The sequence below is a fragment of the Vibrio gigantis genome, from assembly GCF_024347515.1.
Classification (GTDB): Bacteria; Pseudomonadota; Gammaproteobacteria; order Enterobacterales; family Vibrionaceae; genus Vibrio; species Vibrio gigantis.
Window position 1 is genome coordinate 496,668 of sequence record NZ_AP025492.1, and the last position, 16,051, is coordinate 512,718.

At 45.1% G+C, this 16,051-nt stretch carries 17 protein-coding genes and 1 other RNA gene; 11 read left to right on the forward strand and 7 right to left on the reverse strand.

The window, feature by feature from the left end:
- Window positions 1-80 precede the first annotated feature (80 nt).
- The 3 genes from degS to zapG form a co-directional block, all read right to left on the reverse strand.
- On the reverse strand, window positions 81-1,145 hold the full coding sequence (degS, locus tag OCV56_RS02270; protein ID WP_086714237.1) for an outer membrane-stress sensor serine endopeptidase DegS: 1,065 nt from the start codon (window positions 1,143-1,145) through the stop codon (window positions 81-83).
- A 158-nt stretch (window positions 1,146-1,303) separates the two neighbouring features.
- Window positions 1,304-2,659: a DegQ family serine endoprotease gene (locus OCV56_RS02275; RefSeq protein WP_086714236.1), complete on the reverse strand. Its 1,356-nt coding sequence runs from the start codon at window positions 2,657-2,659 to the stop codon at window positions 1,304-1,306.
- Between the two features lie 126 nt (window positions 2,660-2,785).
- Window positions 2,786-3,241, reverse strand: a complete 456-nt coding sequence (gene zapG / locus OCV56_RS02280) for a Z-ring associated protein ZapG (RefSeq protein WP_086714235.1) — start codon at window positions 3,239-3,241, stop codon at window positions 2,786-2,788.
- A gap of 218 nt (window positions 3,242-3,459) precedes the next feature.
- Between zapG and zapE the strand changes: the two genes are divergently transcribed.
- The 8 genes from zapE (at window position 3,460) to sspB (ending at window position 9,798) form a co-directional block, all read left to right on the forward strand.
- On the forward strand, window positions 3,460-4,563 hold the full coding sequence (zapE, locus tag OCV56_RS02285; RefSeq protein WP_086714234.1) for a cell division protein ZapE: 1,104 nt from the start codon (window positions 3,460-3,462) through the stop codon (window positions 4,561-4,563).
- Between the two features lie 247 nt (window positions 4,564-4,810).
- Window positions 4,811-5,239, forward strand: coding sequence for a 50S ribosomal protein L13 (gene rplM / locus OCV56_RS02290; RefSeq protein ID WP_010434689.1), 429 nt, complete (start codon window positions 4,811-4,813; stop codon window positions 5,237-5,239).
- A gap of 13 nt (window positions 5,240-5,252) precedes the next feature.
- Window positions 5,253-5,645, forward strand: a complete 393-nt coding sequence (gene rpsI / locus OCV56_RS02295) for a 30S ribosomal protein S9 (RefSeq protein ID WP_004740758.1) — start codon at window positions 5,253-5,255, stop codon at window positions 5,643-5,645.
- A gap of 330 nt (window positions 5,646-5,975) precedes the next feature.
- Entirely contained in the window at window positions 5,976-6,566 is a 591-nt protein-coding gene (gene petA / locus OCV56_RS02300; protein WP_061019062.1) for a ubiquinol-cytochrome c reductase iron-sulfur subunit, read from the forward strand.
- Window positions 6,566-7,831 (forward strand): cytochrome b, encoded by a 1,266-nt coding sequence (locus OCV56_RS02305; RefSeq protein ID WP_086714233.1) that lies wholly within the window; start codon window positions 6,566-6,568, stop codon window positions 7,829-7,831. Before petA ends, OCV56_RS02305 begins: the two co-directional genes overlap by 1 nt.
- Window positions 7,828-8,565 (forward strand): cytochrome c1, encoded by a 738-nt coding sequence (locus OCV56_RS02310; protein WP_017629360.1) that lies wholly within the window; start codon window positions 7,828-7,830, stop codon window positions 8,563-8,565. Before OCV56_RS02305 ends, OCV56_RS02310 begins: the two co-directional genes overlap by 4 nt.
- Window positions 8,566-8,662: 97 nt before the next feature.
- Window positions 8,663-9,298, forward strand: coding sequence for a stringent starvation protein SspA (sspA, locus tag OCV56_RS02315; RefSeq protein ID WP_009848943.1), 636 nt, complete (start codon window positions 8,663-8,665; stop codon window positions 9,296-9,298).
- Between the two features lie 20 nt (window positions 9,299-9,318).
- A complete protein-coding gene (sspB, locus tag OCV56_RS02320) occupies window positions 9,319-9,798 on the forward strand; it encodes a ClpXP protease specificity-enhancing factor (protein ID WP_190960484.1) in 480 nt (159 codons plus the stop codon).
- A 93-nt stretch (window positions 9,799-9,891) separates the two neighbouring features.
- Here sspB and OCV56_RS02325 read toward each other — a convergent pair whose 3' ends face one another.
- Genes OCV56_RS02325 through OCV56_RS02340 form a run of 4 tightly spaced genes read right to left on the reverse strand, consistent with a single transcriptional unit; the run spans window position 9,892 to window position 13,309 of the window.
- Window positions 9,892-10,497 carry a BON domain-containing protein gene (locus OCV56_RS02325; RefSeq protein ID WP_086714231.1) on the reverse strand — a complete coding sequence of 202 codons (606 nt, stop codon included), beginning with the start codon at window positions 10,495-10,497 and terminating at the stop codon, window positions 9,892-9,894.
- Window positions 10,498-10,513: 16 nt separating this feature from the next.
- Window positions 10,514-11,104, reverse strand: coding sequence for a phosphoheptose isomerase (locus OCV56_RS02330; RefSeq protein ID WP_010434705.1), 591 nt, complete (start codon window positions 11,102-11,104; stop codon window positions 10,514-10,516).
- Between the two features lie 2 nt (window positions 11,105-11,106).
- Window positions 11,107-11,505, reverse strand: a complete 399-nt coding sequence (locus OCV56_RS02335; RefSeq protein WP_086714230.1) for a YraN family protein — start codon at window positions 11,503-11,505, stop codon at window positions 11,107-11,109.
- Window positions 11,492-13,309: a penicillin-binding protein activator gene (locus OCV56_RS02340; RefSeq protein WP_086714229.1), complete on the reverse strand. Its 1,818-nt coding sequence runs from the start codon at window positions 13,307-13,309 to the stop codon at window positions 11,492-11,494. The genes OCV56_RS02335 and OCV56_RS02340 overlap by 14 nt, the downstream gene beginning before the upstream one ends.
- A gap of 61 nt (window positions 13,310-13,370) precedes the next feature.
- Between OCV56_RS02340 and rsmI the strand changes: the two genes are divergently transcribed.
- The 3 genes from rsmI to rsmH all read left to right on the forward strand — a co-directional run bounded on the left by rsmI (window position 13,371) and on the right by rsmH (window position 16,049).
- Window positions 13,371-14,237: a 16S rRNA (cytidine(1402)-2'-O)-methyltransferase gene (gene rsmI / locus OCV56_RS02345; RefSeq protein WP_086714228.1), complete on the forward strand. Its 867-nt coding sequence runs from the start codon at window positions 13,371-13,373 to the stop codon at window positions 14,235-14,237.
- A gap of 193 nt (window positions 14,238-14,430) precedes the next feature.
- An RNA gene (gene rnpB, locus OCV56_RS02350) (RNase P RNA component class A) lies at window positions 14,431-14,870 on the forward strand.
- Between the two features lie 228 nt (window positions 14,871-15,098).
- Window positions 15,099-16,049 carry a 16S rRNA (cytosine(1402)-N(4))-methyltransferase RsmH gene (rsmH, locus tag OCV56_RS02355; protein WP_017059280.1) on the forward strand — a complete coding sequence of 317 codons (951 nt, stop codon included), beginning with the start codon at window positions 15,099-15,101 and terminating at the stop codon, window positions 16,047-16,049.
- Window positions 16,050-16,051 lie beyond the last annotated feature (2 nt).

The following is a 16,051-nucleotide window of genomic DNA, read 5'->3' on the forward strand; positions in this document are numbered from 1 at the left end:
GCCTGAGAGCTGGGTTTTTTGTATCTGTATATTATTCGATTCGCACTTTTTCGGTTTGAATTACTAACTTTAGGCTTGCTCTACAAACGAGTATCTTCAGCGATGGTGACTTTAAGAGTCTTGTTCTCACCTTGGCGCAATATACCCACATCGATAACCGTGCCCGGTCGTAGGTCGGTAACGATGTCCATTACACTCTGTCGCCCGTTAACTTGGGTGTTGTTGATACTAACAATAATATCTTGTGCTTCAAAGCCAGCATCAGCTGCAGGGCCGTTCGGGTCTATTCCTAGTACAACAATACCGCCGATGTTCTTATTACCAAGCAAGCGTGACGTCACCGAGTTGATGTCTTGTCCGTCAATACCAATATAACCGCGAATCACGCGCCCATCGGCAATGATCTTCTCCATAATTTTATTGGCAAGTGGGTAGGGGATAGCAAATGAGATTCCGTAGGTTTCCATGTCGGTAGCTTGCTGGAAAGAAGCTGTATTAATACCGACTAGCTCACCTTGTGAGTTGACCAGCGCGCCACCTGAGTTACCTTCATTGATTGCTGCGTCGGTCTGGATAAAGGCTTGATGGCCATCAGCACTGATCGAAGAGCGCCCTGTTGCTGAGATGATACCAAAGGTAGTTGTTTGGCCTAGGTTGTATGGGTTGCCGATAGCCAGCACTACATCACCGACATTGGCTTTGTAATTAGGATTGAGTGGGATCACTGGTAGGTTGTCACCACTGACTCTAAGTATCGCGATATCGGTGCGTTTGTCTGAACCGACAAGTTGCGCTGCTGCTATTCGGCCATCTTGAAGTGCCACAACTATTTGGTCTGCTTGAGCCACAACATGGAAGTTGGTAATGATGTAGCCTTTCTCGCTGACAATGACCCCTGAACCTAATCCTTGAGTGAGCAGTTTGTTGCGATCGCTTTCGGCGTATTTACGACTGTAAATATTAACCACTGCAGGTGCCGCGCGGCGAACTGCTTGGTTAAATGAAATCTGAAGAGAGCCAATATTATCGACTTTAGGGCTAGTGACGTCAGACACAATCGCTGGTCTTAAGCTCGGAAATGCGAGAAGTATAAGCGCCGCTGAAACGAGTCCAAGGGAAATAGAACGAAATAGAAAGGACAGCATGTTTCCCTCTTCAACAAGTAAGGTGTGAAGCCTCCGGAGATGGATGACCGACTTGATTACAAGTGAAGCATAGCATTTTGATTGATCTAAAGAAAAGGGAGACTGAGTAAGTTTAAAGCAAACTTACTCAGTCTCCCTGTAATTGCGCTGACGTCAGACTATCGAATCACAAGATAGATAGTCCTGTCGCCTCGCTGGATATTAAGCGCCAATACACCAGGTTGTTTTTCAAGAATCTCTCTAAACTCGGCAAGGTTCTTAACTGATTGACGGTTTACCCCTATGATGATGTCATCTTTCAGAAGCTGATAGGCTTCGGCTGGTGAGCCTTGAGCAACACTCGACACCTTGACGCCCGTTGCTGAGTCACTTTCAGTTGTATTGGTTAACTCAGCACCAGCCAGTCCTTCGTGGAGCTTCTCAGCCTGTGTTTTGTTATTGGTGGATTCACCAAGCGTCACATCAAAGGTTTTGTTCTTTCCGTCGCGAACCACGCCCAACTCGATCTGTTTACCTGCGCCGAGTGTTGCGACTTTCGCTCTTAACTCGCTGAAGGTATCAATGCGTTTGCCATTTATAGAGACAATAATATCACCGGCTTTCAGCCCTGCTTTATCTGCTGCACTGTCAGGAACTATTTGGCTAACAAAGGCACCCTTACTGGATTCATAACCGAGTGCTTCTGCTAATTCGGAGGTAACTTCTCCACCTTGAACACCCAGCATGCCGCGTTTTACTTCACCAAAATCGAGAATTTGTTCTGTCAGGTTTGTCATCATATTGGATGGGATTGCAAAGCCGATACCGACATTGCCTCCGTTAGGGCCAAGAATGGCAGTGTTGATACCAATCAGCTCACCGTTGAGGTTCACTAGCGCACCACCAGAGTTACCGCTGTTGATTGCTGCATCGGTTTGAATGAAGTTTTCAAAGTTTTCTAGATTCAGGCCACTACGGCCGAGCGCAGAAACAATACCGGATGTCACTGTTTGACCGAGTCCGAATGGGTTACCGATCGCGACACTAAAATCACCAACTCTTAGTTTATCTGAGTCCGCGACTTTTATCTGGGTAAGGTTCTTGGCCTTCTCTAATTTTAGCAGTGCGATATCAGACATCTGGTCGCCGCCGATAAGCTCAGCATCGTACTCTCGGCCATCATGCAGTTTTACCTTGATATCGTCCGCGCCATTGATGACATGGTAATTGGTCACAATGTGGCCCTTCTTGGCATCAATGATGACACCAGAGCCTAGCCCGCGAAATGGACGCTCTCGTGTTTGTTCTGGACCAAAAAAGAATTGAAATTGTTCAGGGATTTGCTGACGTTGTACCTGTTTGCCTTCTACGGCAATACTAACCACAGCAGGGGTCACTTGTTCAAGCATAGGCGCGAGGCTTGGCAATTCCTCATTACCCACACTTAATGGCAGTGCGGCCGTTGCTTGAATGGGGGTGATGATTGAACTTAAGCTTAAAGTCAGTACTGATAAAGCAAGCAAAGGTTTTTTCATCATAAACTCCTCTCTAGTTAAGGTCTTAACCCTCTTATACGTATAATAAGTATGAGAAGTTTCAAATGACCTGAGTGAAAGTTATGACTCAAAAACCTTTGTAAAGTTCACAGAAGTGTTAAATGTTTACGATGCTTTTGCTGTTACAACATCGGGAGCATCCATGATTTCTTTCTTCTGCTCTGCAAATAAACCTGTTGCGCCATTAGCGTAATCTTTCGGCTGTTCGTCAAGTGTTGCCTCTTTTACTGAAGACTTCTCTTGTGGCTTGTCCGAATGGGCAGCCGCTGTTTTCACAAACGGGTTATCTTGCTCTGGCAAGTTAGGAATCAGCTCTGAGCTGGTTTTTTCCATATGTTGGTACAGTTTTGTGTAGTCCTTACCTAAGGTGTCCAACATTTCTGCTGATTTCGCAAAGTGATCAGCCAGCTCTTGTCGCTGCTGTTCAAGGGCAAACTTTGCGCTATCTAATTCTTTCTGTACGTTCTTTTGTTTTTTGTATTCAGGTGTCATGAGACGAGAAATAGCGACCCCTAAAATAACTCCGACTAGTAAACCGGCAACGGCATACATCCAAGGCATAACAGCTCCTTATTATTGTTTTTTAACATGTTTGTTACTGCTTAGTTACACGTGATACGGCTCCATGGTACTATGAGATAGCCGCAGTATAAAGAGAAATGCGTGTGCGCTAGTTAGCAGTTTGATGCTGCTTTATTCACCACGTTACGTTATTTCTCGTACTGTTTGGGCTCATTTTAGTTGCTGTCTGATATTGCTTTCATTGTGGAAATGTCGTCATGAATCCCATTAAAAAATACGAACAAGATATAAAAGAACATGGATTTCAAAGAGATCCTGCACAAGAGCAAGCCGTTAAATCTTTAGATGAACTCTTTCATCAATTCCAAAATTACATGAATACGCCTATTCCTCAACTGACTCGACTCCAGAAATTACTGGGCAAAAAGCCAGAGCTACCACAACCACCAAAAGGTCTCTATTTCTGGGGGGGCGTAGGGCGAGGAAAAACGTATCTAATGGATACGTTCTACGATGCCTTACCGACCACTAAAAAAATGCGAGTTCACTTTCACCGCTTTATGTATCGAGTTCACGATGAACTAAAGGCGCTAGGTAATGTTAGTGATCCATTGCCTTTAGTGGCTGACAAATTGAAGGCAGAAGCGGACATTATCTGCTTCGACGAATTCTTTGTTTCAGACATTACCGATGCGATGATTTTAGGAACTCTATTCCAGGAGTTATTCGCTCGAAATGTTATCTTAGTCGCGACCTCAAATATTCCACCTGCGGATCTGTATCGCAATGGGTTACAGCGAGCGCGCTTCTTACCTGCGATTAAGCTTATTCAAGATAACTGTCATATCCTTAATGTTGATAGCGGAATTGATTATCGTCTACGTACTTTAGAACAGGCCGAGATTTATCATTACCCGCTAGATAGCCAAGCGAATATCAACCTCGAAAAGTACTACGCTCAGCTCGTTGGTGAAGATAAAGAGAAGCTTAAGCAAATTGAGGTTAATCACCGCCAATTAGATGTAGTCGAAGCGAGTGATGGCGTACTGCATGGTACTTTTGCTCAGCTCTGTCAGTCTGCTCGTAGTCAGAACGACTATATTGAGTTGTCTCGGGTCTATCACACGGTTCTATTAGCGGATGTGTTGCAAATGGATGCGACTTCAGATGACGCTGCGAGACGCTTCATTGCGTTAGTTGATGAGTTCTACGAGCGTAATGTAAAACTGATTATTTCAGCGGAAGTGGAGCTAGAAAAGCTATATACTCATGGTCAGCTAGAGTTTGAATTTAAACGTTGTCAGTCGCGTTTAATTGAAATGCAGAGCCATGAATATTTGGCAAAAGAACACTTAAGTTAGCTTTGATTATCTCGATTAAGAAATAGAATTAAAAAAATCGTGATTTTGTTCAAAAAGAGGTGATTTTTTCTTCGCTCTTCTCTATAATCCTGCGACCTACCGTTACTGCGGGCCTCTAGCGATGAGTAAAATCACGTTATGCCAAGAGTTTTCCAACACTCGAAGGGGTGATGAATGGTAACTCTTAGACAGTGGGAATACGCGAGTATTCCTTAAGTGTAAATTTTTTAAATAGGTAATTATTAGCATGAAAACTTTCGTTGCTAAACCAGAAACTGTAAAACGCGACTGGTATGTTGTAGACGCTGAAGGCAAAACTCTTGGCCGTCTAGCAAGTGAAATCGCTTCTCGCCTACGCGGCAAGCACAAAGCAGAATACACTCCTCACGTAGACACTGGTGATTACATCATCGTTGTTAACGCTGAGAAAGTTGCTGTAACTGGTAACAAAGCTAAGGGTAAGGTTTACTACCGTCACTCTGAGTTCCCAGGTGGTCTTAAAACTATCACTTTTGAAAAGCTAATTGCTAAGAAACCAGAAATGGTTCTAGAACTAGCAGTTAAAGGTATGCTTCCACGTGGTCCTCTAGGCCGCGCGATGTACCGTAAGCTTAAAGTGTACGCTGGTACTGAGCACAACCATGTTGCTCAACAGCCACAAGTACTAGACATCTAAGGGGATTATGAAAATGGCAGAGAATCAATACTACGGCACTGGTCGTCGCAAAAGCTCAGCAGCTCGTGTTTTCATCAAACCAGGCTCTGGTGAGATCGTAATCAACAAGCGTAGCCTTGATGTTTACTTCGGTCGTCCAACTTCTCGTATGGTTGTTAAGCAACCTCTTGAGCTAGTTGAACTAACTGAGAAACTTGACCTTTACATCACTGTTTCTGGTGGTGGTATTTCTGGTCAAGCTGGCGCAATCCGCCACGGTATCACTCGCGCTCTTATGGAGTACGATGAAACTCTACGTCCTGCTCTACGTGCAGCTGGTTACGTTACTCGTGACGCTCGTTGCGTTGAACGTAAGAAAGTTGGTCTACGTAAAGCACGTCGTAAACCTCAATTCTCTAAGCGTTAATTTTTCTTTACGAAAAAGTACACGCTCCCAGTTTTACGACTGGAATTGTGGTTCAAAGCTCGGCTATATGCCGGGCTTTTTGTTTTTATCCCCCCTCTAAACGCTTTTCCCTCCTCGTTTTATTTCCAAATTCTTATATTTTGAAAGCTTTTGTAACCCAATGTGCGCTTTGCCTCATGATTGTTACAAAAAGGTAGCTTTATCTTGTCAAAAAGTAGGGTTTTATTTATCATTTGCCGTCAATAAATAGAACTAAATACATATTTTGTTAGCCATGCTCTTTAATCGGAATTATTTCAATCCATAAGGAGCAAATGGGAGAATGTTTGGATGAGCAACGCGCCTTTAAATAACGGTCGCAGGCGTTTCTTAACCGCAACAACAGCCGTTGTTGGTGGTTTAGGAGCAGCTGCTGTAGCCGTGCCTTTTATTAAATCATGGAATCCGAGTGCCAAGGCGAAAGCTGCGGGTGCGCCGGTGGAAGTGGAAGTCAGTAAGTTAGAACCGGGACAAATGGTTCGTGTCGAGTGGCAAGGTAAACCTGTATGGGTTGTACGCCGTGCTGAGTCGGTACTAGAGAACCTAAAAGCGATCGGTGGTCAACTTCGTGACCCTCAATCTGAAGCTGAACAACAACCAGAATACGCACAGAACGAGTTCCGTTCAATTAAGCCGGAATTCTTCGTTGCTGTTGGTTTCTGTACGCACTTAGGTTGTTCTCCAACTTACCTGCCGGATTCTTTTGCAGAACAAGTTCAGGGTGTTAAGTCTGGTTTCTTCTGTCCTTGTCATGGTTCGAAGTTTGATATGGCAGGTCGAGTATTCCAAGGCGTACCTGCACCGTTGAACCTTGTTGTGCCAAAGCATATGTATTTAAGTGACACCAAGATCCTTATCGGTATTGACGAGGGAGATGCATAATGCAAGGACTACTAGACTGGGTAGAGAAACGTATACCCGCGATGAATGCGTATAAAAAGCATTTGTCTGAATACCCGATGCCTAAGAACTTTAACTTTTGGTACCTTTTTGGTTCTTTAGCAATGTTGGTATTGGTTAACCAAATCCTTACGGGTATTTGGCTAACAATGAACTACGTACCGTCTGGTGACGGTGCATTTGCTTCTGTTGAGTACATCATGCGTGATGTGGAATACGGCTGGCTACTGCGTTACATGCACTCGACGGGTGCTTCGGCATTCTTCGTTGTTATTTACCTGCACATGTTCCGTGGCTTAATCTACGGCTCTTACCAAAAACCTCGTGAGCTACTTTGGATCTTCGGTATGTTGATCTTCTTAGTGCTTATGGCTGAGGCTTTCATGGGTTACTTACTACCATGGGGTCAAATGTCTTACTGGGGTGCTCAGGTAATCATTTCTCTGTTTGGTGCGATCCCTGTAATCGGTGATGACCTAACGCTTTGGATCCGTGGTGATTACATCATCTCCGGTGCAACGCTGAACCGTTTCTTTGCACTGCACGTTATCGCTCTGCCAATCGTACTTCTGCTGCTTATCGTGCTTCACGTACTAGCACTGCATGAAGTAGGCTCGAACAACCCAGACGGTATCGAGACTAAGCTTCCTAAAGGTACAATGGGCGACGACTACAAAACTCAGTTCCCATTCCACAAGGATTACACTAAGAAATACGACATCATTGACTCTATTCCTTTCCACCCATACGGGACAGTGAAAGATATGGTTGGTGTTGCTGGTTTCCTATTCTTCTTCTGTTATGTGTTGTTCTTTAACCCAGAAATGGGTGGGTACTTCCTTGAGCCGCCTAACTTTGAAGCTGCAAACCCGCTGAAAACACCTGAGCATATCGCTCCTGTTTGGTACTTCACGCCGTTCTACGCTGTACTTCGTGCTGTTCCTGATAAGCTGTTAGGTGTCGTCGCAATGGGCGCGTCTATTGTTGTGCTATTCCTACTGCCGTGGTTCGACCGCTGTAAGGTTCGTTCTTACCGTTACCGTAGCAAACTGCATTTGATTAACATCATCCAATTCACAATAAGCTTTATTGCGCTTGGTGTACTTGGTGCGCTTCCAGCAACGCCAACATACACGTTACTAGCTCAAATCTTTAGCTTAGGTTATTTCATGTTCTTCGTTCTACTGTGGTTCTACAGTAAAAATGAAGCGACGAAACCATTACCAGAAAGGGTGACATTCAAATGAAAAAGTGGATTGTAATTTTATTTGCTATGTTGCCGTCACTGGCGATGGCAGCGGGTGCAAACGTACCATTAGATAAAGCGAACAATGATTTAACAGACAAAGCTTCATTGCAAAATGGCGCTAAGATGTTCATGAACTACTGTTTCGCTTGTCACTCAACGCAGTACCAGCGCTATGAACGTGTTGCGAATGATTTAGAGATCCCTGTTGATCTGATGAAAGAAAACCTAATTTTCGACCCAGAAGCGAAAATCGGTAGCTTGATGGTTAACGCTATGCCTTCTGAGCAAGCGGCAAGTTGGTTTGGTGCTCCGCCACCTGATCTAACTTTGGTTGCTCGTGTTCGTGGCGCAGATTGGCTATACACGTACCTTCGTACATTCTATGAAGATCCATCACGTCCATTTGGTGTGAACAACATTGTTTTCCCAAGTGTTGGTATGCCGCACGTTCTTGAAGAGCTGCAAGGTATCCCGACACCAATCTACGATACTCATATGGTAGACGGCGAAGAGGTAACAGTAGTTGTTGGTACTGAGACTGACGGCTCTGGCGAACTAAGCTCTGGTGAATACGACGAAGCGGTTCGTGACCTTGTTAACTTTTTGGTTTACTCGGGCGACCCAGTTCAACTTGAGCGTCACGCTATGGGTTGGTGGGTAATGGCCTTCTTAGTCATCTTCACTATCATTGTGATTTTGCTTAAGAAAGAGTATTGGCGTGATGTGCACTAATTGTGCTATAATACCGTGCTAATTCCCAAATTATGTTAATGTTCAATGGAGGCTTTAGGCCTCCATTGTTTTTATTTAAAGTGTACTGGAGGGCTCCATGGCTGTAGCTGCCAATAAACGTTCTGTAATGACTCTTTTCTCAAGTGCTTCTGATATGTATAGCCATCAGGTGCGCATCGTTCTTGCTGAAAAAGGCGTAAGTGTTGAAGTTGAGTTGGTTGATGAAAAAAATCTACCAGCAGAGCTTGTTGAACTGAACCCGTACAAATCAGTACCTACTCTTGTTGATCGTGAGCTTGCTCTATATGACTCAAAGATCATCATGGAATACCTAGATGAGCGTTTCCCTCATCCACCGTTGATGCCTGTATACCCAGTTGCTCGTGGTAACAGTCGTCTAATGATGTACCGCATTGAGCGTAACTGGTATTCAGTTGCAGAGAAGATCGTTAAAGGCAACGCTGAAGAATCTGAAGCAGCTCGCGTTAAACTGCGCAACGACCTACTGACTCTTGCTCCTATCTTCGCTGAATATGAATACTTCATGAGCGAAGAGTTTAGCCTAATTGATTGTTACCTAGCTCCGCTACTATGGCGTTTACCTGAGCTTGGTATCGAACTAATTGGCCCGGGTTCAAAAGAGCTTAAGATTTACATGAACCGCGTATTCGAACGTGATTCATTCCTAGCTTCTCTAACTGAAGCTGAGCGCGAGATGCGACTCGTTCGCTAAGCGTTATGGATATTTCTAATATGACTCCACGCCGACCATACATGCTTCGTGCATTTTATGAATGGCTGGTTGATAACGAACTAACTCCACACCTTGTTGTTGAAGCAACATTGCCGGGCGTGCGAGTTCCAGAAGAGTTTGTTCAAGATGGTCAGATCATTCTGAACATCGCGCCTCGTGCTGTTGGACAACTTGAGCTGGGTAACGAAGCTGTGACGTTTAGTGCTCGCTTTAGTGGCCGTCCACACTCTGTGATCGTTCCGCTTTACGCAGTACAAGCGATTTATGCTCGAGAAAATGGTGCTGGTACCATGTTTGAACCTGAAGAGGCTTACATGGAAGCGTTTGAAGAAGGAATTGAAGAAAGTCCTTTTGAAGAACCAGAAAAAGGCCCATCTTTGAGCGTAGCAACGGCGGAGGTAGATGCTGAAGAGCTTGACTCAGATCCTGAGCCACCTCGTCCAGCGAAAGGTCGCCCAAGTCTTCGTGTTATCAAATAGCGTTAGTTACATAACGCCTCAAATAAAAAAAGCAGCGACTCGTCGCTGCTTTTTCTTTTCTGTTAAATAGCATTTAATATTAAGGGTTTAAGGCTAGTTAACCGTTGTCTCTTCTTCGCCATATTCAAACGCTCGAATGACCTGTTTTACGCCCGAGATGTTACGTGCAACTTCTGTCGCGATATCAGCATGCTCTCGAGTTACTAGTCCAAGCAGGAATACTTCTGAATCCTCAGTAATCACTTTTACTTTGATGCCGTTAAGTTCAGCATTAGCAAGTAGAGCTGATTTTACCTTAGTGGTAATCCAACTGTCTTTACTGATAGCACTCACAGACAATGGCTCTTTCACTCGAATCTGGTTATGTATACTTTCGACACCTGTTACTTCTTTTGCTTGGTTTTCAAAAGCACGGCGTTCAGCGTCTGTCGTTGCTTGGCCCATTAAAACGACAGAGCCACGGTAAGAGCTAGCGGTAACACGCACGCTTCCACGGTATGGTTGTTTATTGGTGATGGCTGCAACTTCAAATTCGATATTGTTATCGTTCCAAATCTCTTTGGTGGTTCGCGTGTCAGTGACTAGGTTTGCTGTGGTTGCTGCACCAGCAATGAAAATGCCAGCACAACCAGACAGAGACAGTGTAAGTAGCGAAACACTAATCAGCTTAAACAGCCTCATAGAGGTTAATGATTTCATTGTGATGCTCCGTATATCACTCTTCGTGAGCTGGGAAGAGTACTTGATCGATTAGGTCACATAGGCAGTGTAGTGTCACCATATGTACTTCATGAATGCGCGCTGTACGGTGTGAAGGGATACGAATTTCTACATCGTGTTCACCAAGCAGACCTGCCATCTCACCACCATCTTTACCAGTAAAAGCGATGATTGTCATATCACGAGTTACCGCCGCTTCCATAGCCTTGATGATGTTCTTGCTGTTACCGCTGGTAGAGATAGCTAACAGAATATCGCCAGTTTGACCAAATGCACGTACCTGCTTAGAGAAGATCTCTTCATAGTGGTAGTCGTTTGCCACTGCAGTCAGCGTGGTGTTATCCGCCATCAGTGCCATCGCCGGAAGGCTAGGGCGCTCTGTTTCAAATCGGTTGAGTAGGCACGATACAAATTGCTGAGCATTCGATGCCGAACCACCATTACCACAACAAAGGATTTTGTTTCCGTTGAGCAAGGTCGCAACCATTGCTTGAGCGGCATGCGTTATTGCGTCAGGCAGTGCTTCTGCAGCCGCAATTTGGATTTGAATACTTTCTGTGAAACTTTCTTTAATGCTGTCTAGCATGTTTATCCTTGGGTAATCGCGTTTTGAATCCAGTTGATATGGTCATTCGGCCCTTCAATGGCAACAATATCAAACCTGAAATCTGTAGAGTGCACCGACAAGCCTTGCTGCATAAGCCAAACATTGGCTGTTTTGAGCAGTTTCTGTGACTTCTTGATAGTCACCATTTCAGCGGCATGTCCGTAGCGGGTTTGCTTGCGGTATTTTACCTCAGCAAACACAACCGTATTGTTATGGCGCATTATAAGATCAATCTCGCCACATTTTGCTATGAAGTTTTCTTCTATTAGCGATAAACCGTGGTTAATCAGATAAGATTTTGCCACGGCCTCGTATTTATCACCCACTTGTTTGTGGGTGACGTCTGGTTTGGATAGGAACTTTCGGCTAAAAAGCCCCATGCTCCGCCCAGCTGATTTCACGTTGAACAACACAGTTGTTATCGATGGTTAACACACCAGTTTCACCCGGAATGCTGTAACCCTGCACGGCTTTCATTTGTGGCAGTGCATCCATTAGGTAGTATGCATCCATTCCCAGTGCTTGCAGGCGTTTTTGGCCATTTGAATGTGCAGGCCATAGGTCGTTTAGCTCTTTGTTAAGCTGGCTCTTATTCTCAACCAATAGTGGGATATCGCTGTAGAACACACCAGTTAGGTCTTCATACTGCTTATCACCACTATTGCTGCGTGAGTTCGAGAACAAGGCAGGCTGGCTAGCGTCTGGGTTGATCGCAACTTCAATGAAAGGTTTGATCAGCGTTAGCTCTGAGTTCTTCGCCACGATGTAGACAGAATCGATGTCACGACGGCTGCGCGGCTCGGTTTCTAGGTCGAGATCAAGTAGGTTATCCATTTGCGCGATACGCTGTTGGCTTTCCTGCAAGCCGAATACCTGATTCACGTTACGTTGCAGTTGGCGTTTGTCAGAGAACAAGCTGATCGCCACATCGTTGTTGCTGTACTTTTTCCACTCTTCCTTAAATGCTTGCTCAACACGCTCACCTAAACGTCCTTTTGGCGCAAGGATAAGCGGGTATTTGTAGCCTTGAGCAAATAGATGCTTGGCTGCTTGAGCGACTTCTTGTTCAGGCGATAGAGCGAGATAACAAATATTGGTGTCAGGTTCTAGCTGAGTTGGAATATTCAGAGCTAAAGCTGGAATCGAGTTCTCGTGGTTTTTCTGCGCTTGCTGAAGCTTAGTGATGTTGCTCTTAATCAGTGGGCCAACGATGAAATCAACATTGTTTTCTTCTAGCGTCGCTTTAATTTCAGCGGCACTTTGTACGTTGGTATCCATAACCGTTAGCGTCGCATCTTCTTCGCGCTCTTTGTCGTTCATCATCGCAAAAATGAAGCCATCACGTACCAGTTGTGCTTGCTTACCATATTTACCCGTTAGCGGCAGCAGCAGTGCAGTACTGGTTGGTTTGCTGATCTCTAACGCCAAAATGTCAGTGATTGCTTGCGGTGTGTAAGTCGCAGCAGGGTGCTGAGGGGTCTCGGCTAACCAGTCAGACAGGGTTTCCTGTAAGTTTGGAAGGTTTGAGTTTAGCGTTTTCATGTAAATCGCTAGCTGTAACCAACCTGCAAGAACGTCTTCTGTTGGAGAAGTCTTAAGCTCTAGAATCTCATATTGAGAGTAGGTATTTAGGTTCTGCCAAATACGGTCAGCAGCTTGTTGTTGGATCTCGTTGTCAGCGTTTAGATACTCTGAATAAAGAACTAACTCACGGCTTGCTTCAAAATACTCGCTTTGCATTTCAGAAATGTTTGCGCGTAGCTCGTGATAATCCTTCCACTGTTCGTCAGGTAGCTTCCACCAAGGCTGAAAATTCAGTTGGCTATAAGCTTGTGCAGGCTGCGAGTTATTCATCAACAGTTGAGCGCGGGCTAATTGCCATTCAGCTTGTTGAGTTTCGCTCAGCTCTTGTTTTGCTATGCGTTTAATAAGCAGAGTTGCTTGATCGGTTTTTCCAGCTTGTACAGAAGCCTTAAGCGCCATGATTAACCAGTCGTTTTGTAGACTTCCTTTGCTACTATCCGCCTGCATCATGTAACTTTCAGTTGATTGCGCTGGATCTAGTGTAATATCAACGCTCGTTGGTGCTTGAGGACCTGAAGAACAAGCCGCCAATGTAATTGCTAATGCAATTGGAGTTAGTAAGCGTGGTACACTGAGTCTCTTATGGTTCATCGTTGCCATGAGTTCTTTAAATTCCGTATATATTTGTATCTATATTAATCGTTGAAGTGATGGTAAACAAATGACAGATAACAAAACCTTGCTCACAGAGAGCCCAACTCTCTACATTGTGCCAACCCCAATCGGAAATTTGGGAGATATCACTCAAAGAGCAATTGAAATTTTATCAAGTGTCGATGTTATTGCAGCCGAAGACACACGCCACACGGGTAAGCTGCTTGCTCACTTCAATATATCAACCAGAACGTTCGCTTTACATGATCATAATGAACAAACTAAAGCGCAAGTTCTAGTCGAAAGGTTATTAGAAGGTCAGTCTATCGCATTAGTCTCTGATGCGGGTACTCCTTTAATTAGTGACCCAGGTTACCATCTTGTCTCACAATGTCGTCAAGCGGGTGTGAGAGTTGTGCCACTTCCTGGTGCTTGTGCTGTGATTACGGCGTTGAGTGCGTCTGGTTTACCGTCTGATCGTTTCAGCTTTGAAGGCTTTTTACCGCCAAAGAGCAAAGGTCGTAAAGATAAGTTCTTAGAGATCGCGAAAGCAGAACGCACGTGTATCTTCTACGAATCACCGCACCGCATCTCAGATTCTCTACAAGACATGCTTGAGATCTTAGGCCCAGACCGCGAAGTTGTATTGGCGCGTGAGCTAACAAAAACCTTCGAAACCATCCAAGGGCTGCCACTCGGTGAGCTGATTGAGTGGATTGAAGAAGATGCGAACCGTAAACGTGGTGAGATGGTGTTATTGATTCACGGTCACCGTGAAGAAGCGAGCACAGAGTTGCCAGACGAAGCGACTCGCACGCTAGGCATTCTAACCAAAGAGCTACCCCTTAAAAAAGCGGCGGCGATGACGGCAGAAATCTACAATCTGAAAAAGAACGCATTGTATAAGTGGGGCCTTGAGCACCTAGATGGTTAACACTAAATAACTAAGTAGTCGCTCAGTGGATAAGTCGCTAGAGCGCTATTTCAAACTTGTGGGGAATGAGGGCAATACCTTCATTCCTCTTTTTTGTCTAGGTTGTGTGAAATTTATGCGTTTACTTAGCTGTTTGCAGCATATTTGTGATCTCGCTAGACACTGCACTCTAATATCTATACAATCCGCCCTCGGAGTTGAACGGGTAATCGCTGCTTTGCTGATGTCCTTCGGGAGACTGACGTTGAGGTCCTTCGGGAAACTGACGTTGAAGTCCTTCGGGAGACTGGCAGAGGGGAGGAACGTCCGGGCTCCATAGAGCAGGGTGCCAGATAACGTCTGGGGGGCGCGAGCCCACGACAAGTGCAGCAGAGAGAAGACCGCCGATGGCCTCATTTCTTCGGAAGAGGCACAGGTAAGGCTGAAAGGGTGCGGTAAGAGCGCACCGTGCGACTGGCAACAGTTCGTAGCAAGGTAAACTCCACCCGGAGCAAGATCAAATAGGCCCTCACATTGCGTTGCTCGCGTATGGGGGCGGGTAGATTGCTTGAGCCTGTGAGCGATTGCAGGCCTAGACGAATGGTTACCGCCGCGCAAGCGGAACAGAACCCGGCGTATGTGTCAACTCCACCTATATAAAGAACCCATCATTACTTAACGGTAGTGATGGGTTTTTTGCTTTATATTGACGTAAATTATTTAGATTTCCTTAAAATCCTCCACCTTGGTATGAGCCTGAGTCAAAAATTCCCAAAGCCTGTACACAATATGGTGGAGATACGGCGTGAAATCAGTACACTGAAACGTTAACAGAACAAATTATTGCCGAACTATTGGCTCAATCCACTCACTGAGAAGACTATGACAGAAGCATTCAAACATATTTCAGTATTGCTTAACGAATCTATTGACGGACTTGCGATCAAACCTGACGGTACCTACATCGATGGTACCTTTGGCCGTGGTGGTCACAGCCGTACAATCCTGTCTAAACTGGGCGAGAATGGACGACTCTTTAGTATCGACCGCGATCCACAAGCGATTGCAGAAGCACAAAAGATTGATGACCCGCGCTTTACCATTATTCACGGCCCGTTCTCAGGTATGGCTGAATATGCAGAGCGTTATGACTTAGTCGGTCAAGTAGATGGTGTTTTGTTGGATTTAGGTGTTTCTTCACCACAGCTAGATGACGCTGAGCGTGGCTTCAGCTTCATGAAAGATGGCCCGCTTGATATGCGTATGGACCCAACAACTGGTATTCCTGTATCTCAATGGTTAGTTGAAGCCGATCTTGATGACATCACATGGGTTATCCGTGAGTTCGGTGAAGACAAGCACGCTCGCCGTATCGCGAAAGGCATCATTGCTTACCAAGAGAATGAAGAGAACGAGCCACTAACACGTACCGGTCAGTTAGCTAAGCTTATCTCGGATGTGGCTCCAAAAAGCTTCAAAGAGAAAAAACACCCAGCGACCCGTGCTTTCCAAGCGTTTCGTATCTACATCAACAGTGAACTTGAAGAGATCGATACTGCCCTGAAAGGCGCAGCAAGCATTCTTGCTCCTGAGGGGCGCTTGTCTGTTATCAGCTTCCATTCACTTGAAGATCGCATGGTGAAACGCTTTATTCGTAAAGAAAGCCAAGGCCCGCAAGTACCACATGGCTTGCCACTAACAGAAGAGCAGATCAAAGCACTAGGCAGTGCAGATCTTAAGCCTGTTGGTAAAGCGATCAAACCATCGAAAGGTGAAGTGGATGAGAACACTCGTTCACGCAGCTCAGTATTACGAATCGCAGAAAAGCTATAGTC